Origin of the sequence: Actimicrobium sp. CCI2.3, from assembly GCF_035019065.1 — a bacterium.
GTDB lineage: Bacteria > Pseudomonadota > Gammaproteobacteria > Burkholderiales > Burkholderiaceae_D > Actimicrobium.
Window position 1 is genome coordinate 31,320 of record NZ_JASJWR010000006.1, and the last position, 19,444, is coordinate 50,763.

The window sequence follows — 19,444 nt, forward strand, 5'->3', positions numbered from 1 at the left end:
CGAAACGGAAGCATTATCAGATTTAACTACAACCGGAAAAACAGAAAAATAATATTAATAACCTGACTAACACAATATTACTTAACAAGAAAAAAAACTGAACTACATCGTGAAAAACCATCTTATGTTGAAAACCAATGTGATCTGCCGCAGTACCGTGACAGAAATCGCTCACACCAATATAAATTGCGAAAAAGGTGACTCTAGTAAAGACAGCGGAAACAAGCGAGGTGGCCTTCAACACACATTAACTGAACAAACAGGAATTTATCAAACTAGGATTAGGAAGCGAAGTTGCAGCTGAGTAGACATATTATGCCGACTACTTGAATTTGAAATAAAACCGAAACATGAACGTAAAGTGAGAACGTGAACAACGCAATCCATTCTAAAAACGATCCTTGGATAGACGCAGGAACGCAGCACGGTAATCCTAAATTCCAGTCTCAAAAAGCTATTACTAACCTTTCCACTATAGAAATTCACAAAATTCGTACTTATGAAAAACCAAAATAGTTAATTCTGGCCAGTAAAAATATAACAAATTATTGATTAGATGCAGACACTGTCATACCAGAGTGATTCAAGAATACGACAGAGAAAGAAAGAAAAGAAGAGAAAAGAAAAGAGAAGGAAAAGAAGGATAAATTAAAAAATGTAAATTGCTGCAGTTGAAGATATAACCGACCGAACAGAAAACTGCACACTGCTCGGTCTGGGTAAAAAATTACTTTCGATTGAAAAAATTCGCCACTTCACCGACGATTCCACGCCGAAAGGCCAACACACAAATAATAAATATCAAACCAATGACAATCGTAACAGAATCCCCAATAGAATTAAACCAGTCAATATTAGTAATTTCAGCCAATGAATGACCATAACTACCTAATTTGTTTTCAAGCGAAATAATAATCACCGCACCGACAATAGGACCGACTAATGTACCTAAACCACCTACAAGCGTCATCAACACTACCAAACCAGACATGGACCAATGGACGTCGGTCAGTGTCTCAAATCCAAGAACTAATGTCTTAGTCGCTCCGGCAAGCCCAGAAAGGGCAGCAGAAAGAACGAATGCCAGCAACTTATATCGGTCGACATCATAACCAAGTGAAATCGCACGTGGTTCGTTCTCCTTAATTGCTTTTAACACCTGCCCGAAATGTGAATGAACAACACGAACTATCACCGCATAACCAAAAATTACAATGGCCAGTACAACGTAATACAGCGTCAGATCATTACTAAGATCAATAATTCCAAGTAACTTGCCGCGAGGCACACCCTGCAAACCATCTTCTCCACCGGTAAATTTTGCCTGCAAAAATGCGAAATAAAGCATTTGGGCCAATGCCAGAGTAATCATCGTGAAGTAAATGCCTTGCCGCCGAATCGCCAGACTTCCCATGAACAGACCGATCACAGCGCCTGTTAATGTCCCCAACACGATGCCGATCTCCGAAGACAGACCAAGCGTCGACATGGCATAACCGGCAATATAACCAGCCCCTCCAAAAAACGCAGCATGACCAAATGACAGAAGGCCAGTGAACCCGATCAACAGGTTGAACGCACACGCAAACAAAGCAAAACATAGTATTTTCATCAAAAATACCGGATAAAGCCAAAACGGTGCTGCCAATAAAGCGGCCAGTGCTATGGCGTAACCAATTTTCTTGTTCATGCTTTAAAACTCCATTGCGGCAAAACTACAGTCTCGCCCGGGTGATTCGGTAATGGTGTCGAGTGGGTCATCAAGAAATGCCTATTTTTCTTTACCAAACAAACCGGCAGGACGGATCATCAAGACGATCGCCATGATGACGAAGACGACTGTAGCTGATGCCTCCGGATAAAATACACGTGTCATCCCTTCAATAACACCCAGCGACAATCCTGTAATAATCGCACCGAGTATTGATCCCATTCCGCCAATCACGACCACTGCAAACACAACAATAATCAGATTCGATCCCATCAACGGCGATACTTGAATGACCGGCGCTGCCAGTACGCCTGCGAACGCCGCAAGCGCGACGCCAAATCCGTAAGTTAAAGTCACCATCAACGGGACATTAATACCGAAAGCCTCCACCAGCTTCGGATTTTCAGTACCAGCACGCAAATAAGCACCAAGTCGAGTTTTTTCAATCACGAACCAGGTTAAAAAACAGACAGTCAACGAAGCGACAACGATCCAGGCCCGGTATATTGGTAAATACATAAAACCAAGATCAACCCCACCAGAAAGTGCAGCCGGAGTGGAATAGGACTGACCAGAAACCCCGTAGATCGAACGGAAAATTCCTTCCGCTACAAGCGTGACGCCAAATGTGAGGAGCAATCCATATAAATGGTCAAGCTTGTAAAGCCAACGCAGCATGGTCCTTTCAATGACCATCCCGAAAACGCCGACCACGAGCGGTCCCAATACCAGCATCGTCCAATAGCTAAAACCGAAATAGGTGAGTCCAATCCAGGCAGAAAAGGCACCCATCATGTACAGAGCACCATGGGCAAAATTGATCACATTCAGCAAGCCGAAAATGACCGCCAAACCAAGCGACAACATGGCATAAAACGAGCCATTAACGAGACCAAGCAAAAGCTGACTCATCATGGCCTGCAGGGGAACGCCGAAAATTTCCATGGCAAATATAGTAAAAAATCATCCGAGAACTACCCGGATGGAACTGCAAAAAAAAAGCGCGCGCAGGAAAATTCAGGCGACGCGCCGGGGCAGTTAAATTGCGATTGAATTACTTATCCAAAAATACTATTTCCAGCTCGCGCATTTAGAATCGGCTTTTGACGTGAACGCTTGATCACCTGGAATCGTCTGGACGACTTTGTAATAATCCCATGGATACTTTGATTCAGCAGGTGATTTCACCTGCATTAAAAACATGTCATGAATCATGCTGCCGTCACCGCGTATCGTTCCGTTTTTGGCATACATGTCATTGATCTTTACTTTACGAATTTCCGCCATTACCTTATCCGTATCATCAGTACCAGTGGCTTTAACGGCATTCAAATAAGTCATCGTTGCTGAATAATCTGCTGCTTGCAGACTTGATGGCATCTTCTTCATTTTCTCGAAATAGCGACGCGACCATTTGCGCGACTCGTCGCTCTGGTCCCAATACCAGCTATCCGTCAGATACATGCCTTGGGTTAAATTCAGTGTCAATGAATGTACATCGTTGATGAACATCAGCAGACCTGCCAATTTCATGGTCTTGTTTATCCCAAACTCGTTGGCAGCTTTAATTGCATTAACCGTGTCGCCGCCCGCATTGGCCAAACCAAGAATTTGTGCCTTGGATGCTTGTGCTTGCAACAGGAATGATGAAAAATCCGATGCCGACAGAGGATGACGAACGGAACCTGCAACGGTACCGCCACTGGCTTTGACAACTGTTGTTGTATCGTTTTCAAGCGATGCACCAAATGCATAATCAGCTGTCAGGAAAAACCAGCTTTTCCCACCCTGCTTTACCACTGCACCGCCAGTACCTTTGGCAAGTGCAACCGTGTCGTACGCATAGTGCAGCGTGTAGGGAGTACATTCTTCATTGGTCAGGCGAGCAGTACCACCACCAATTGAAATGAATGGCATTTTCTTTTCGAGCGCAACTTTTGACATTGCCAGATTGGTACCTGAATTGGTACCGCCAATCAGCATATCAACGCCTTGGCGATCGAACCATTCACGTGCCTTACTCGCTGCAATATCGGCTTTGTTTTGATGATCAGCTGTGATCAGTTCGATTTTTTTACCGTTGACGGTGCCACCAAAATCGGCAATCGCCATTTTGATCGCTTCAGCCCCGCCCACCCCGTCAATATCCGAATAGACACCAGAAAGGTCGGTAATAAATCCAATCTTTACGGTATCGCCTGAAATTTGAGCGGAAGCGCTACCTGCAAACGCCAGTGCGCACACCGCGGCGACGGCAAGCGTCATCGTTTTTGGTGTTATTAATTTTAATTTGGTAATCATGTCTCGCTCCAGGGATAGATAAGGTTTGCAGAACTATTTTTTCGTTCAAACGCCCAACAGCTCATTTAGTAAAGGCATCTTCGCCTCGAGCTCTGATGACGCTATTGTTTCAACGATTTGTCCATGCTCCACTACATAAAACCGATCTGCCAGCGGTGCAGCAAATCGGAAATTCTGTTCAACCATAATGATGGTGTAACCATTGGCACGCAGCGTAGTAATCATCCGGGCGAGTGCCTGAACGATTACTGGTGCAAGGCCCTCTGATATTTCATCAAGTAGCAACAAGCGAGCGCCGGTGCGCAAAATCCGCGCAACTGCCAGCATTTGTTGTTCGCCACCCGACAACCGCGTGCCTTGGCTAAATCGACGCTCTTTTAAATTCGGAAACATCTCGTAAATTTCTGCTACCGACATAGCTTTGTCAGTAGTCGAAACTACAGGTGGCAACAGCAGGTTCTCTTCTGTTGTCAACGATGAAAAAATGCCGCGTTCTTCTGGACAGTAACCAACGCCTAGATGGGCGATTTTGTGTGTCGCGAGACCTATAGATTCGACACCGTTGATTTTTATTGAGCCCTTGCGGGTCCCGGTCAATCCCATGATTGCGCGAAGCGTCGTACTACGACCAGCGCCATTACGACCCAACAGCGTTACCACTTCGCCTTTTTCGACCGTCAAATTAACGTCATGCAAAATATGCGATTCGCCGTACCAGGCATGCAAGCCAGAAATTTCAAGAGCTTTACCTGACATCAGTGAGCTCCTTCCAGCGCACTAGTTGAAGTACCCATGTAGGCTTCCATTACCAGCGGGTTATTCGAGACTTCCTGATAACTTCCTTCAGCCAACATTGCACCTCGCTGTAATACTGAAATTCGATCGCAAATACCAGAAACTACGTTCATGTTGTGCTCCACCATTAAAATGGTGCGCCCCGCAGAAACTTTCTTTATCAGCGCTGTCACGCGATCAACGTCCTCATGCCCCATACCTTGAGTTGGTTCATCAAGCAGCATCATTTCCGGATCCATCGCCAATGTAGTTGCAATTTCAAGTGCTCGTTTGCGCCCGTAAGGTAAATCTACGGTAATCGTATCTGCAAATTCAACTAAGTCGACTTCAGACAATAGCGCCATTGCACGATCATTTAACGAAGACAAACTGCGCTCGCTTTTCCAGAAATGGAACGATGTGCCAAGACTACGTTGCAACCCGATGCGGACATTTTCCATCACTGAGAGGTGCGGAAAAACAGCCGAAATCTGAAATGAACGAATAATGCCCTGACGGGCAATCTGCGCTGGCATGGCTTTGGTAATGTCTTTACCGTTAAAAAGGATATGGCCTGAAGTTGGAGTCAAAAACTTCGTTAACAAATTAAAGCAAGTTGTCTTGCCAGCACCGTTAGGCCCGATCAACGCATGGATGTGACCACGTTGAACACGCAGATTCACAGCATCAACAGCAGTGAACCCCTTGAACTCCTTGGTCAAGTTTTTTGTTTCTAGGATGACTTCAGTCATCGCGTCTCCTGGTTGCTTGTTTTTTATGCAGCTGCAAATTTTTATTGATAGTACAAGTGACAACCGGATCGAACAATACCGTACAACTACCACGCAAACTTTTATCAATACTGCACTATTTTCACCATCTAATACTGATCGTAATCATAGCCTGTTCGATGCCAATCAGGTGCTGGAACGGTGCCTCTAGGTGTTATCCCTCATGCGCCGCGAGAATAAGAATTGCCGCACGTTCTGCGATCATCACAGTCGGCGAATTCGTATTTCCTGATGTTATTGTCGGCATGATTGACGCATCAACAACGCGCAACCCGGTGACACCAAGTACTCGCAGCTGGCTATCTACTACCGCCATCGGATCCGATGGCATACCCATTTTACAAGTGCCAACAGGATGAAAAATTGTCGTACCGATGTCGCCGGCAGCACCAATTAATTCTTCTTCCGAAGTAACGTGTGGTCCTGGTTTGAGCTCTGTTGCCGTGTATTTTTTCAATGATGGCGCGTTAATAATGGAACGCGTCAGACGCTGCGCGTCAGCTGCCACATGCCTGTCTTCCTGTGTACTCAAATAGTTCTGCGTGATTTTTGGCGCTTGCGCCGAATCTGCAGAGGCTATCCGCACATGGCCGCGTGACGTTGGACGGAGGTTGCATACACTCGCAGTAATTGCTGGGAAAGGATGTAGCGGCTCACCAAACTTTTCCAGCGAAAGTGGTTGAACGTGATACTGCAAATTCGGCGTCAACTGCGATACGTCAGAACGAGCAAACGCGCCAAGTTGCGATGGTGCCATCGACATCGGTCCTTTTTGCGTCAGCGCGTATTCGAGACCAATTTTCATCTTGCCGAACCAGCTGTTGGCCATCGTATTTAAGGTCTTGGCATTGGATATCTTGAACACCATACGGATTTGCAAATGATCTTGCAAATTCTCGCCCACCCCAGGCAAATCGACGAGTGGAGTTATATCGTTTTTTTGCAATAGCGAGGATGCTCCGATACCAGACAATTGCAGAATTTGTGGTGACCCGATCGCACCAGCCGAGAGTACCGTTTCGTGTACCGATTCGGCTGTCCATGACTGACCATTACGAATGAATTCAACACCGCGACATCGCACCCCGTCAGGCCCTGTTTCAAGTTTCAGACGCTTTACCTGACAACCGGTCATGATATCGAGGTTACCCCGATGGCCTGCCGTTTTAAGAAAAGCCTTGGCAGTACTTACGCGCACACCGCGACGTTGATTGACGTCGAAATAAGCGGACCCGTTATTGTCACCACGATTGAAATCGTCTGTTTTTGGAATACCAACCTCGGCTGCGGCATCTCGAAAAGCATCGAGTATTTCCCACGAAAGTCGTTGCTTCTCAACTCGCCACTCTCCGCCCGCACCGTGAAATTCGGTACCACCCAGATAATGATCTTCGCTTTTTTTAAAAAGCGGCAACACATTATCCCAACGCCACGCATCATCGCCGCAAGAACTGGCCCAGGTGTCGTAATCCTGCGATTGGCCACGCATATAAATCATTCCATTAATGGATGACGACCCACCCAATACCTTGCCTCGCGGATACCCCAGACTGCGACCATTCAGGCCCGGATCAGCTTCGGTCTTGTAAAGCCAATCAGTGCGTGGATTGTTTATGCAGTAGAGATAGCCGACCGGAATGTGTATCCAAAGATAATCATCCTTGCCACCTGCCTCCAGGAGCAATACCCGCACGGCAGGATTTTGCGACAACCGTTTTGCCAAGACGCAACCGGCAGACCCTGCGCCAATAATGATGTAGTCGTATTTGCCTGCAGATTGCGTCATCGTTGTCCTCGCCCGATTATTTCGCCACTGGCATTGTGAATTCGGCACCCTTGTCGATCGTCTCCGGCCAACGCTGCATGATGGATTTGTAGCGTGTGTAAAAACGTACGCCTTCTTCTCCGTAAGCATGCGTATCACCAAATAACGAACGCTTCCAACCACCAAACGAATGCCAGGCCATCGGTACTGGAATCGGAACATTGATACCAACCATACCTACTTCGATGCGACGGGAGAACTCGCGAGCCGTGTTGCCGTCTGACGTGAACAAGGCCACACCATTGCCAAACTCATGCCCGTTGATCAGCTCGATTGCTGCTGCAAAATCGGGAACGCGCACAATACAAAGTACTGGTCCGAAAATTTCTTCATTGTGAATTTTCATGCCCGGTTTGACATGATCAAATAACGTGCCTCCCAGGAAAAAACCATTCTCATGACCTGGCACGGTGAGACCGCGACCATCAACCAGCAGCGTGGCACCTTCATCGATGCCGTCCTGAATGTAACCTTCAATTTTTGCCTTATGGACACCCGTCACGACAGGTCCCATTTCGGCGGCATCTTCCATTCCGTTCATGACTTTCAGCGACTTAACGCGTGGAATCAGCGCCTCCACCAGTTTGTCAGCAACAGCACCAACTGCAACTGCGACTGAAATCGCCATGCAGCGTTCGCCAGCAGATCCGTACGCCGCTCCAATGAGTGCATCAACAGCAAGTTCAAGATTCGCATCAGGCATCACCACCAGATGGTTTTTTGCACCACCAAGCGCCTGTACTCGTAATGGGTAAGTGCCCTTACGTTTTGCACCTTCGGTATAAATATATTCGGCAATCGGCGTCGAACCAACAAACGACACTGCTTTCACATCAGGATGTTGAAGAAGCGCATCCACCGCTACCTTGTCACCCTGCACAACGTTAAAGACACCTTTTGGCAAGCCAGCTTGATGAAACAAATCTGCCAGCAACATAGAGGCGGAAGGATCACGCTCTGACGGCTTCAAAATAAACGTATTACCAGTTGCAATAGCCATCGGTGCCATCCACAACGGCACCATGACCGGAAAATTAAAAGGTGTAATTCCTACTGTGACACCCAATGGTTGACGCATCTGCCAATTATCGATACCACCGCCAATATTGTCTGAGAACTGCGTCTTCAGCAATTGAGGCGCGCCGCAGGCAAATTCGACGACTTCGAGGCCACGTGTTACTTCCCCTTTTGCGTCCGAAAAAACTTTGCCATGTTCTTTCGTAATGGCTGCAGCCAATGCATCGTGGTTTTGTTCCATCAGCTCTTTGAATCGCATCAAGATCCGAGCACGCTTCAATGGTGCAGTAGCTGCCCATGAAGGTGCTGCCGCACTCGCCGCAGCAACCGCTTGATTTACTTCCTCAACACTTGCAAGAACAACTTGAGCCGCAACCGCGCCTGTTGCCGGATTGAAAACATCTTGGCGTCGATCACTAGTGGACTCGACGATGCGGCCGTTGATGAAATGCTGAATAACAGGAATGGACTGAGTCATAACAAATCCTTGGGAAATTTAAGGTGAAAAACAGAATATAGCCATCACCACGCAAAATCCAATGAGTTATCATCGTTTCCTCATAAGCATTACTTATGGAAAAGTGATGGATTTTACTCAGATTCGGGCATTTGTTACGCTTGCAAAAGAGGGCAATATGACGCGTGCAGCGCAACATTTGCACCTAACCCAACCTGCTGTTAGCTTGCAACTCAAGTCCTTGCAAAAATCATTGGGAGTCACCTTGTTCATCCGCTCACCCGGCGGCATGGGACTAACAAGTGATGGTGAAAAATTACTACCTTTTGCAGAGCGCGTACTAGCTGGTATCACCGAATTTCATCAAGGTGTAAGAGCGTTGCAATCGAGTATTTCCGGCCCTCTAGCAATTGGTACCATTCTTGATCCTGAATTTACGCGACTCGGCGCTTTCTTAAAAAAGCTGGTCGAAAGTTATCCTCAACTATCGACGCAATTACGGCAGGGCATGTCCGGTAACGTCCTGCAGCAGGTTCGAAATGGCGCGCTCGATGCCGGTTATTACCTCGGAATACCGACCAAAGAATTTCATTCTCAAGTACTCACGTCATTCACATACAACGTTGTTGCACCGCAAGGTTGGAAGGCACGTGTTTCTGGAAAAAACTGGGACGCGCTAGCAACATTACCTTGGATCTGGGCACCGCCAGAGTCGGCCCACCATCGGCTACTCGTCAAAAAATTTGCCGAATATAAAAAATTACCCAAACAAGTTGCGCTGGTAGATCAGGAATCGTCAATGCTAGACCTCGTCAAATCTGGTGTCGGACTGTCATTGGTACGTGAATCAATAGCCTTGCATGAAGCACATGTGCATGGATTAGTCATTGCTGATGCAGTAAGTCTGTCCACCGAACTGTCTTTTATTACTTTACAGAATCGAAAAACAGAACCGGCAATCGCCGCTGCCTTTGATTTGTTGGCTGGTCTTTGGACTCAGTAACGGATCAAGAGACCCGAAGTTGATGCCAGCACCATTTAGCTGTGGATAAACCTATGGATAACAGGTGCATCAAGTGTGAACAACTACAAAATTTGTTCATGCCCTGAAAGTTATCCAGAACTTGTCCTGAGTCGAAAAGCACTTTGTTGGAATAGTTATCTTTCTTCCAAGTGCTTGATTCTAATATGGTTAACCTATCTATCCACAGAAAAGTCTTATCGTTAATTATTACTACTAAAGAGATATATAAAACAATTAGAACAAAACTAAGACGAAAAAAAAATCGGACGGCCGCTGACATCCCCTACCTGCATCAAACGCATTTTCACTGTCTAACTTTTTGCCTACCTTTTTTAAAAACACGCCCTGACCTACTGAAAGGGCGTCAGACGCCTTGCCTGCACCATTTCATTGGGTGCGGGGTAAAAACTGTGTTTGCACGTCATCCAGGTACCTTTGCGCTGGCCTGGGTAAAAATGATGGCGCACTACCCAAAAAGGAAATTTTTGCTTATTTATAGTTGAAAAAAGCACAAATCTTTATAAGACTCTGGATAACCAGTGGATCAACTGTGGATAAGTGAAAGCGTGGTCACTGTCACGAAAGTTATCCAGAACTTGTCCTGCGCAAAAAGCGACTTTGTCAACTTGGTTATTTTTTCTCTAAGGTATTGATAGGAAAGTGAAATAGAGAGTTATCCACAGAATTGAACGGATGTTAACTACTACTACTAAACAGATATATAAATCGTTAACTTAAAACCAGTATTGAAATATCTCTGTTTTTTATTTAAGCGCTGAAAGAAAAAAATCGAAGCCAAACTTGGTTAGAAGATGCTGCACAAAAGTCTCAGCAAGCCCTTCAAGCTGCTGAATAAGTAGTGTGCATAGGAGGGTAAGTAAACCAGGCCTGCGGTGCGCTAATGGCCGTTTGATGGTGGTTCTTTGTCACTAACTGATTTCCACATGTTGAGGACATTTTAGTTGGTTTAAAGCAACTATTACTACATTAACATGTATTGAAAGTACTCTCGAAATAACGCTTGTTGATCAAAAAAACCAAGTTTGTGCGCAAACGGGTCATGTTCCATCCATTGGCATGGTCGTGCACGACAATGGGATTGACGAATTTGATGGTGATTCTGATAGGTGGAGATGCAATAGCGTACGGCACAGGCGGCAGTACACAATCAATTTTGATTGCTGGTCTAGAATTAGTACCAGCAACTCTGTGTGTCAAAGAATAAAGATGCTGTGGATGAAGATCAGTTCCAGGAATAAGCGCAAATAATCGTGCTGCCAGTAACGTACATGCCGAGGAGATCCCGTCACTGAACAGGTCGATGCAACCCTCTGTCGCCGATAATGCCAGCACTTTCTATACCCTGGCGCTCTATGGGCTTGTAAAATCGATGTCTGATCGCTTGCGTGATAATGAAGTGCAAACGTAGCTAGGTTAGTTATCCAGACAGAATGTACGGAAACTCAACGCCTTACTCTTCCAGCATCATCAGACTTGCATTGCCCCCCGCTGCTGTGGTGTTGGTACACGTGGCACGTTCAGAAAGTAGTCTCCATAAAGGAATAGACTTACCGAGAGTCGTTTCAATTAATGGTACGAGCGCACCACCACGATCTGCCAGCAGGGTACGAGTGCCTGCAACCAGTGATACATCAATCAATGCAATTTGTAATGGTTGGCCTTCATCGTTGATGTCACTGATTTGCCTTATTGCAGTACGTACTGACTCCGGCAAACTAACAGGGAGAAGTGGCAACGATGACGTTAACAAAACCGGGTTGTTTCCTGTAGCAAAAACAGCAAACAGTTGATTGAGCAAACTGGTGATATCAGGTGCCAAACAAAGGATATCGCCGCGAGCGGCCAATAGCAGCGTATTAATTTCACCGGTTGGGCCTGGTAATACCAACTTCTTACCGAGTTCGCTGTGACGTATGTAGTGCTCACCTAAATCGAAAAGAGTCTCGTGGCCAAAAGCTTTGGCCCACGCCAATAGTGAATTCAGTGCAGGCGAATGCATGTTGCCACGACCGATTTCGATAATATTTACGCTGAGCTCGCCGTCCTTCGAACGCTGCAACCGTTTCAGATAGAGCGGGCCACCTGCTTTCGGACCGGTTCCCGACTTGCCTTCACCACCAAAAGGTTGTACACCAACTACTGCACCAACGATGTTACGGTTAATATAAATATTGCCAGCATGAATGCGGTTGCTAATGAAGTTGACAGTCTCGTCAATGCGCGAATGAATACCGAATGTTAGACCATAGCCGGTTGCATTAATAGCGTCGATTATTTGTGGCAAGTCTTCGCTGCGGTAACGTAGTACATGCAATATCGGGCCGAAAATTTCATTGGTAAGTTCCGATAATGAATCAATTTCTATAATTGTCGGTGGAACGAAAGTCCCATATTGCGTATCGACGGACAGTACCAATTGGAAAACCGAATGCCCAGTTTTTCTCATCCGTTCGACATGCGCCAGCAAACTATCTCTTGCCTCCATATCGATAACAGGACCAATATCGGTTGCCAGCCGGTCCGGGTTGCCAACAGCGAGTTCACGCATCGCACCTTTCAGCATGACTAGTGTTTTATCGGCGATTTCTTCTTGCAGACACAACACCCTTAATGCGGAGCAACGTTGTCCGGCGCTATCAAATGCGGAGCTAATAACGTCCTGCACGACTTGTTCTGTCAGCGCACTGGAGTCGACGATCATTGCGTTTTGTCCACCGGTTTCGGCAATCAAGACAATATCGCAGGATTCAACGAGGGCGCGCTTTGCGAGCGTACGGTTAATTAATTGCGCAACGCTTGTTGATCCTGTGAAAATGATGCCTTGTGTCCGATGATCTGCAACTAATGAAGCGCCGATACTTTCGCCTTGTCCCGGCAGAAATTGCAGCGCGGCACGTGGAATACCAGCTTCGTGCAGGAGTTGTACTGCGCGATACGCGATTAGCGGGGTTTGCTCGGCAGGTTTGGCAAGGACTACGTTACCTGCAGCAAGCGCGGCGCTAACTTGACCTGTAAAAATTGCTAACGGAAAATTCCAGGGACTAATGCAAACTACCGGTCCAAGTGCCAGCATTGTTGGCGTTTCAGTAATGCGAGCTGCGTAATATCGCAAGAAATCGACAGCTTCACGTACTTCGGCAATGGCGTTCGGTAAAGACTTCCCTGCTTCTCGAATTGCCATAGCCATTAGTTCCAATTGGTGCAATTCGAACAAATCAGCAGCATGGAAAAGAATGGTTGCGCGATCGGACGCGGGCACGGCTTGCCACGCGGAAGCGTAGTCATGCGCTGCAAGTAGTGCTGCATCGACATCGGTCTTGTTGGCTTCAACTACGGAACCCACTTGATCGCGACGGTCAGCCGGGTTATTCACTGTATGTGATGCCAGAGTACTAAACGTTGTACCGAGCATCGGTACCGCATGCCATTGCTTGCTACCGAAATGGACAAAGGCCTGGTTGACGCGCGCCAGCTCTTTTTCATTACTTAGATCGATACCTGAGGAATTCGCTCGCTCGTCACCGAACATGGCGCGGGGTAGGCCGATGTTCCTGTGCGGAATTCCACCTTGTTTTCGCGCTTCGTCCATAGGGTTTGCAATCAACGCGTCCACTGGTACGTTCGTATCGACAATCTGATTTACAAACGACGAATTGGCGCCGTTTTCCAGTAAACGTCGTACAAGGTAAGCAAGTAATGTCCGATGCGAACCTACCGGAGCATAGATACGACAAGGCTTGTTCAGATTGTCTTTACCAACCACTTGGTCATACAAAGTTTCACCCATGCCATGAAGGCACTGGAATTCATAGTCGGTTACACCGCGAGCTTGTGCTGACGTATAAATTGCTGAAAGGGTTTGTGCGTTATGGGTAGCAAATTGTGGATACAACACGTCGGTCGCCCCGAGTAACTTTTCAGCGCAAGCCAGATAGCACACGTCGGTGTAGACCTTTCGTGTAAAAACTGGATAACCCGACATGCCATCAACCTGCGCACGCTTTATTTCTGCGTCCCAATAAGCACCCTTAACCAGCCGAACCATGAATTTTCGTCCACTATTACGCGCCAGATCAATAAGGTAATCAATCACAAAAGGGCAGCGTTTTTGATAGGCCTGTACCACAAAGCCTATTCCGTCATAGCCGGCGAGGCACGGATCGTGAGCCAACACTTCTATCAAGTCGAGCGATAGTTCAAGGCGTTCTGATTCCTCTGCATCAATATTTAAACCGATGTCATATGATTTAGCCAGCAGCAAAAGACTTTGTAAGCGCGGCAATAATTCAGTCATTACCCGGTGGCGCTGGGCACGGGAATAGCGAGGGTGCAATGCCGATAATTTCACCGAGATTCCAGGTCCATTACGTATTCCTCTTCCTGCCGATGCTCGTCCGATTGCATGAATTGCTTGTTCGTAGGATTGTAAATATTTATCCGCGTCCTCGGCCGTTAGCGCGGCTTCACCCAACATATCGTACGAGTACTGATACCCGCGAGCTTCGTTGTGACGACTATTAACAATCGCATCATCAATGGTCTCACCAGTCACGAATTGGTTGCCCAACATACGCATCGCAAGATCGACTCCTTTGCGTATCAGGGGTTCGCCACCTTTCGCAATCAGGCGGGTTAATGCAGATCCGAGACCTTGTTCGCTATTACTGCTTACTAGCTTTCCAGTGATCAACAATCCCCAAGTGGCAGCATTAACAAATAGCGAGGGCGAGACGCCCAAGTGCTTTCGCCAATCGCCGCGGCTAATTTTGTCCGCGATTAATCGGTCTGCAGTGTGATGGTCGGGAATACGCAATAACGCCTCTGCCAGACACATCAACGCAATTCCCTCGTCGGATGACAATGAAAATTCGTGCATTAGTGCATCGACTCCGGAGGCCCGTGTACGTTTTTCCCTTACGGCAATGACTAGCCGCTTTGCCAGCTGCGTAGTTTGTACCGTCAATGCGGTATCCTGTGGGGATTGTTCAAGCAGCAAGCCTACTGCTTGCTGCTCCTCAAGTCGGTATGCAGCTGTAATTTTCTCGCGTAACAACGAAGTAGGAAAATGCATTTCGGCATGCAAAGCTGAAAAAGCGGGGTCATTAAATAGTACAGAAGTAGACATATTTTGCTCGGCATCACGTCACGGGTAAATGAAATTGCACAAAACGACTTTTTATGAAAAGTCATTTTCTGTCTTATATTTGATTGTATGCGCGAAAGCATCGCATTAATTCTGGTAATACTAACTACTATCAAAATTTTGTATTTGGTGAGAAAATTTAGCCAAATTAAATTCTTACCTGAGATTTGCAATGTTAGATAAAATTAGCAAAAAAATACTAAACGAGTTGCAAAACGACGGCCGAATTAGCAATGTCGAGCTATCAGCACGAGTTAACTTGTCTCCGGCAGCTTGCCTGGAGCGCGTTCGTAAATTGCACGAAGGTGGATATATATTGGGATACACGGCACAACTGAATCCGCAACTACTGGATGTGTCGTTGTTGGTGTTCATCGAAGTGGTGTTAGATCGGACTACGCCCGAGGTCTTTGATGCGTTCAAGCGTAGCGTCCAGATCATTCCCGAGGTGCTTGAATGTCACATGGTCGCAGGTGGATTTGATTACCTGGTCAAGGCCAGGGTTTGCGACATGAACGCTTACCGAGAATTTTTGGGGAAGTCACTTTTGCAATTGAAAGGTGTCCGTGAAACGCACACTTATGCAGTCATGGAAGAAGTCAAGAACACGACCAAGCTTCCTATCCGCTAAGCGCAGTTAGCGTCTTACCGTATCTCGTAGAAATGATTCGTCGGTAATTGTAGTCATGTGTTCGCGCAACCACTTGTGAGAAGGGCTGCGGGCATCGCGTTCATGCCACAGCATGTCGACTTGCACTTGTGGCAATTCAAACGGTAGCTCTTTCGCAATTAATTCCCCTGTCATGCCAGTTGATGCAATCAAATGGCGTGGGATCACAGTGAGCAAATCCGAGTTGGCGACAACGCGTCCAGCAGTGAAAAAATGGTTAACGGTCAATAGAATGCGACGTTCCCGACCTAACTGAGTCAGCGTATCACTGACGATGCCATGCGCCCTACCTGAAAAACTCACTAATAGATGTTTTGCTGCACAATACGAATCCAGAGTGAGTTCTTCCTTTGCAAGCGGATGCTGCTTTCGCATCACACAAGCGTACTTTCCCGAATAGAGTAATTCATGGCGAATCGGTGTATCTGGCTCACCTGCCAACTGCGCTACAACACCTGGAAAGAAGCCAATTGCCAAATCGATGTCTCCTCGCAGGAGCATCGGTCTTGGCTCGCGTGTCGTTAGAGGAACCATTCTGACATTGACGCGTGGCGCGTCGCGCTCTATCGAACGCACCAATGAAGGCAGCCAAAGCGCTGCAGTTGCATCCGCCATCGCCATACGAAAAGTTGCTTGCGTCTTAGAGACGTCAAAACTCTGCGGTGCCATCGCCGCCTCGAGATCTGACAGAGCACGTCGGACAGCGGGCCATAGCTCATCTGCATGAGGTGTTGGCTTAACACCATGGGCAGTTCGGATTAGCAACTCGTCGCCAACCGAATCGCGCAGTCGTTTAAGTGCATTGGATACCGCTGGTTGCGTCATCGCAAGTCGATTTGCAGCACGCGTTAAATTTCGCTCGCTCATCACGGCATCAAAAACACGCAGCAAATTGAGATCAAGGGTGAGAAAGCTCATCAGTTCTGACTGTCTGTTGAAAATGGAAATGAAACGTCGTTATCAACTTGATTTCATTCACAAAAAGTATAACTGATATGTGAAATTGGAATTGGCTTAATAGCAGGCATATCTTGCATACTGCACTGCAACATATTAGCCAAATCTACCGAGGTCCATCATGTCCATCTTGGCCATTGCATTTCCCGCTCAGTCAGCAATTCCTGTTGCACAGGTTGTAACAAGTTCCATCATTGCTGCAGCACGACCATTACTTGGTCTAGGAGTTTTAGTCACGTTCTTATTGATTTTCAAGCCTTTGTTGCTTGGTTTGCTAAGGGCAAGTTTTTTGACATTAAAACCGCGTCAGTCACTTGAGCAAAGATCGATTCGCAGTCATTTGCGTAGCATGCTAATCCTAAATCGTATGGCAAGGGATCTTGAGATTTCGCAACCAAACATGGCATCAGAATTAAGGGCAGTTGCTTCACGCGACTGAGTTGTATTTTCTTGTCATCCTTATTTTGTAGAAACGCCATATGAAAACATTAATTTTTAAGCCGACGGTGGATTTCTTTACAACTCCTTCACTGGCATCCCCGATTAGAAAAATAGCAGCGGCAAGATTGGATGCACCATCGGCGCGACGCGCTGTCGGGCTGTCAACGGCAGATGTTGCCGAGGCATCAGGCCGGGCAACTATGCATCATGGCTTGACAATTAATCGATCTCTTCGATTGTGCGTGACTAAGTAAAGTGTCTCGATCTTTAAATCGGGTACGTTTTTTACTGTAGTGACCAATCGCACATGAAGCTGGCAAAAAAAAGCGCAATTAAATAAATAGATTGCGCTTTTATTATTTTGACAGTTACGTTACCAAGCCTTCAATTGTTTCTCTAGCTTGTTTCTTGCATCAGCCAGTTCTTGCGGCAAATGATGATGAAGTTTTTCGAATAGCTCTGTATGTAATTTCAACTCATCCTTCCATGCAACTACGTCAATTGAAGTAATTTGTTCAAATTGCTTCGGCGAAAAATCAATACCATCCCAGTTCAAGTCCGCATAGCCCGGAGTGGTACCAAACAGGTGTTCCACACCGCCAGCTTTTTGTTCTATCCGATCCAGCATCCATTTCAAGACGCGCATGTTGTCTCCAAAACCTGGCCAGACAAACTTGCCTTCACCATCAGTACGGAACCAGTTGACGCAGAAAATACTTGGTAAGGTTGCATCAGTGGCGGCTAGTTTCTTACCCATATCTAGCCAATGCTGAAAATAATCACTCATGTTGTAACCAATAAACGGCAGCATGGCGAACGGATCGCGCCGAACCACGCCCATTTGGCCAGTCGCTGCGGCAGTGGTTTCTGATCCCATCGTCGCAGCCATGTAGACGCCTTCGATCCAGTCACGTGCTTCGGTCACGAGTGGGACTGTCGTTGAACGACGGCCGCCGAAAATAAAAGCTGAAATGGGTACGCCAGCCGGATCATCCCAAGCCTCATCAATTACCGGATTCTGGATAGCCGCGACAGTAAATCGTGCATTCGGGTGCGCTGCTTTACGGCCTGTTTCCTCGCCGACTTCGGGCGTCCAGTCTTTGCCTTGCCAGTCGATCAGATGTGCAGGTGCCTGTTTGGTCAGTCCTTCCCACCAGACATCTCCGTCATCGGTCAATGCAACGTTGGTAAAGATCGTATCGCTAACCATTGAAGCCATGCAATTGAAGTTGGTTTTCTCATTGGTGCCGGGAGCCACGCCAAAATAACCCGCTTCGGGGTTAATCGCATACAGTCGACCATCTTTACCGGGCTTAATCCATGCAATATCGTCACCGATCGTAGTAACTTTCCAGCCCTCAAATCCAGCTGGCGGAATCAGCATTGCAAAGTTGGTTTTTCCACATGCAGACGGAAAAGCAGCAGCGACATAATGCTTCTTGCCTTCTGGTGATTCAACACCAAGGATCAACATGTGTTCTGCCAGCCATCCCTGGGAACGTCCCATGCTTGATGCGATACGCAATGCGAAACATTTTTTGCCCAATAAGGCATTACCACCATAACCTGATCCGTATGACCAGATTTCCCGGGTTTCGGGAAAATGCACGATATATTTTGTCGGGTTGCATGGCCAAGCTACGCTCTTCTGGCCAGATTCCAGTGGTGCGCCCACGCTGTGTACGCAAGGAACAAATTCGCCATCTACCCCAAGAACGTCAAATACCGCTTTGCCCATGCGTGTCATCACGCGCATGTTGGCGGCAACATAAGGAGAGTCGGATAATTCAACACCGATATGTGCAATCGGTGACCCCAGAGGACCCATCGAGAAAGGAATAACATACAGAGTTCTTCCACGCATGCACCCGTCAAAGAGTCCATTGAGCGTAGTACGCATTTGAGCAGGGGGCTGCCAGTTATTGGTCGGTCCAGCCTCTGCTTCGCTGGCTGAGCAAATGAAAGTTCGGTCTTCAACGCGCGCCACATCACTCGGATCGGAACAGGCAAGATAGCTGTTTGGTCGTTTGTCCTGATTCAATTTTTTCATTGTCCCTGCAGCGACCATTTCGCTACAAAGCCGGTCATATTCTTCTTGTGAGCCGTCACACCAGACGATACGTGCCGGCCTGGTAAGTGACGCTACCTCGGCAACCCAATTGATCAATTCTTGCTGTTTGACGTAGGACGGGGCGTTAATGCAAGCGACGCCACCCATAATGGGCTGATTCATGAAGTAAAACCTCCAATACCAATAAAGAAATCTGTCACGGGTTCGATCAATATAATAATGATCTCGCCGTAAAATCAGG

13 protein-coding genes are annotated in these 19,444 nt (G+C 47.0%); 3 read left to right on the forward strand and 10 right to left on the reverse strand.

Annotated features, from left to right (window positions below):
* Positions 1–727: 727 nt before the first annotated feature.
* From QN370_RS05090 to QN370_RS05120, 7 genes are all read right to left on the reverse strand, one after another.
* Positions 728–1,690: a branched-chain amino acid ABC transporter permease gene (locus QN370_RS05090; RefSeq protein ID WP_323581685.1), complete on the reverse strand. Its 963-nt coding sequence runs from the start codon at positions 1,688–1,690 to the stop codon at positions 728–730.
* A gap of 81 nt (positions 1,691–1,771) precedes the next feature.
* Positions 1,772–2,656 carry a branched-chain amino acid ABC transporter permease gene (locus tag QN370_RS05095; RefSeq protein ID WP_323581686.1) on the reverse strand — a complete coding sequence of 295 codons (885 nt, stop codon included), beginning with the start codon at positions 2,654–2,656 and terminating at the stop codon, positions 1,772–1,774.
* Positions 2,657–2,782: 126 nt separating this feature from the next.
* The gene (locus QN370_RS05100) at positions 2,783–4,012 is read right to left on the reverse strand and encodes an ABC transporter substrate-binding protein (RefSeq protein WP_322129236.1); all 1,230 of its coding nucleotides are present in this window, start codon (positions 4,010–4,012) and stop codon (positions 2,783–2,785) included.
* 45 nt (positions 4,013–4,057) lie between these two features.
* The gene (locus QN370_RS05105) at positions 4,058–4,768 is read right to left on the reverse strand and encodes an ABC transporter ATP-binding protein (protein ID WP_322129237.1); all 711 of its coding nucleotides are present in this window, start codon (positions 4,766–4,768) and stop codon (positions 4,058–4,060) included.
* Positions 4,768–5,538, reverse strand: a complete 771-nt coding sequence (locus QN370_RS05110; RefSeq protein WP_322129238.1) for an ABC transporter ATP-binding protein — start codon at positions 5,536–5,538, stop codon at positions 4,768–4,770. Before QN370_RS05110 ends, QN370_RS05105 begins: the two co-directional genes overlap by 1 nt.
* 193 nt (positions 5,539–5,731) lie before the next feature.
* A complete protein-coding gene (locus QN370_RS05115) occupies positions 5,732–7,363 on the reverse strand; it encodes a GMC family oxidoreductase (RefSeq protein ID WP_322129239.1) in 1,632 nt (543 codons plus the stop codon).
* Positions 7,364–7,379: 16 nt separating this feature from the next.
* Positions 7,380–8,897, reverse strand: a complete 1,518-nt coding sequence (locus tag QN370_RS05120) for a CoA-acylating methylmalonate-semialdehyde dehydrogenase (RefSeq protein WP_322129240.1) — start codon at positions 8,895–8,897, stop codon at positions 7,380–7,382.
* Between the two features lie 106 nt (positions 8,898–9,003).
* Here QN370_RS05120 and QN370_RS05125 point away from each other — a divergent pair, with 106 nt between their 5' ends.
* Positions 9,004–9,879: a LysR family transcriptional regulator gene (locus tag QN370_RS05125; protein ID WP_322129337.1), complete on the forward strand. Its 876-nt coding sequence runs from the start codon at positions 9,004–9,006 to the stop codon at positions 9,877–9,879.
* A gap of 1,492 nt (positions 9,880–11,371) precedes the next feature.
* Here QN370_RS05125 and putA read toward each other — a convergent pair.
* Positions 11,372–15,046 carry a trifunctional transcriptional regulator/proline dehydrogenase/L-glutamate gamma-semialdehyde dehydrogenase gene (putA, locus tag QN370_RS05130; RefSeq protein ID WP_416172191.1) on the reverse strand — a complete coding sequence of 1,225 codons (3,675 nt, stop codon included), beginning with the start codon at positions 15,044–15,046 and terminating at the stop codon, positions 11,372–11,374.
* A 190-nt stretch (positions 15,047–15,236) separates the two neighbouring features.
* Between putA and QN370_RS05135 the strand changes: the two genes are divergently transcribed.
* Positions 15,237–15,695: an Lrp/AsnC ligand binding domain-containing protein gene (locus tag QN370_RS05135; RefSeq protein ID WP_322129241.1), complete on the forward strand. Its 459-nt coding sequence runs from the start codon at positions 15,237–15,239 to the stop codon at positions 15,693–15,695.
* Between the two features lie 6 nt (positions 15,696–15,701).
* Here the strand turns inward: QN370_RS05135 and QN370_RS05140 are convergent, their stop codons facing one another.
* On the reverse strand, positions 15,702–16,652 hold the full coding sequence (locus QN370_RS05140; protein ID WP_322129242.1) for a LysR family transcriptional regulator: 951 nt from the start codon (positions 16,650–16,652) through the stop codon (positions 15,702–15,704).
* Positions 16,653–16,812: 160 nt separating this feature from the next.
* Between QN370_RS05140 and QN370_RS05145 the strand changes: the two genes are divergently transcribed.
* The gene (locus tag QN370_RS05145) at positions 16,813–17,130 is read left to right on the forward strand and encodes a hypothetical protein (RefSeq protein WP_322129243.1); all 318 of its coding nucleotides are present in this window, start codon (positions 16,813–16,815) and stop codon (positions 17,128–17,130) included.
* A gap of 375 nt (positions 17,131–17,505) precedes the next feature.
* Here QN370_RS05145 and QN370_RS05150 read toward each other — a convergent pair whose 3' ends face one another.
* Positions 17,506–19,365: a phosphoenolpyruvate carboxykinase (GTP) gene (locus tag QN370_RS05150; RefSeq protein WP_322129244.1), complete on the reverse strand. Its 1,860-nt coding sequence runs from the start codon at positions 19,363–19,365 to the stop codon at positions 17,506–17,508.
* Positions 19,366–19,444: the final 79 nt, after the last annotated feature.

Bases quoted from the DNA above. Each gene is read 5' to 3' on its own strand.
- QN370_RS05100 (WP_322129236.1), bottom strand. From the start codon at position 4,012: ATGATTACCAAATTAAAATTAATAACACCAAAAACGATGACGCTTGCC.
- QN370_RS05095 (WP_323581686.1), bottom strand. From the start codon at position 2,656: ATGGAAATTTTCGGCGTTCCCCTGCAGGCCATGATGAGTCAGCTTTTG.
- putA (WP_416172191.1), bottom strand. From the start codon at position 15,046: ATGTCTACTTCTGTACTATTTAATGACCCCGCTTTTTCAGCTTTGCAT.
- QN370_RS05120 (WP_322129240.1), bottom strand. From the start codon at position 8,897: ATGACTCAGTCCATTCCTGTTATTCAGCATTTCATCAACGGCCGCATC.
- QN370_RS05140 (WP_322129242.1), bottom strand. From the start codon at position 16,652: ATGAGCTTTCTCACCCTTGATCTCAATTTGCTGCGTGTTTTTGATGCC.
- QN370_RS05105 (WP_322129237.1), bottom strand. From the start codon at position 4,768: ATGTCAGGTAAAGCTCTTGAAATTTCTGGCTTGCATGCCTGGTACGGC.
- QN370_RS05090 (WP_323581685.1), bottom strand. From the start codon at position 1,690: ATGAACAAGAAAATTGGTTACGCCATAGCACTGGCCGCTTTATTGGCA.
- QN370_RS05135 (WP_322129241.1), top strand. From the start codon at position 15,237: ATGTTAGATAAAATTAGCAAAAAAATACTAAACGAGTTGCAAAACGAC.
- QN370_RS05150 (WP_322129244.1), bottom strand. From the start codon at position 19,365: ATGAATCAGCCCATTATGGGTGGCGTCGCTTGCATTAACGCCCCGTCC.
- QN370_RS05145 (WP_322129243.1), top strand. From the start codon at position 16,813: ATGTCCATCTTGGCCATTGCATTTCCCGCTCAGTCAGCAATTCCTGTT.
- QN370_RS05125 (WP_322129337.1), top strand. From the start codon at position 9,004: ATGGATTTTACTCAGATTCGGGCATTTGTTACGCTTGCAAAAGAGGGC.
- QN370_RS05115 (WP_322129239.1), bottom strand. From the start codon at position 7,363: ATGACGCAATCTGCAGGCAAATACGACTACATCATTATTGGCGCAGGG.
- QN370_RS05110 (WP_322129238.1), bottom strand. From the start codon at position 5,538: ATGACTGAAGTCATCCTAGAAACAAAAAACTTGACCAAGGAGTTCAAG.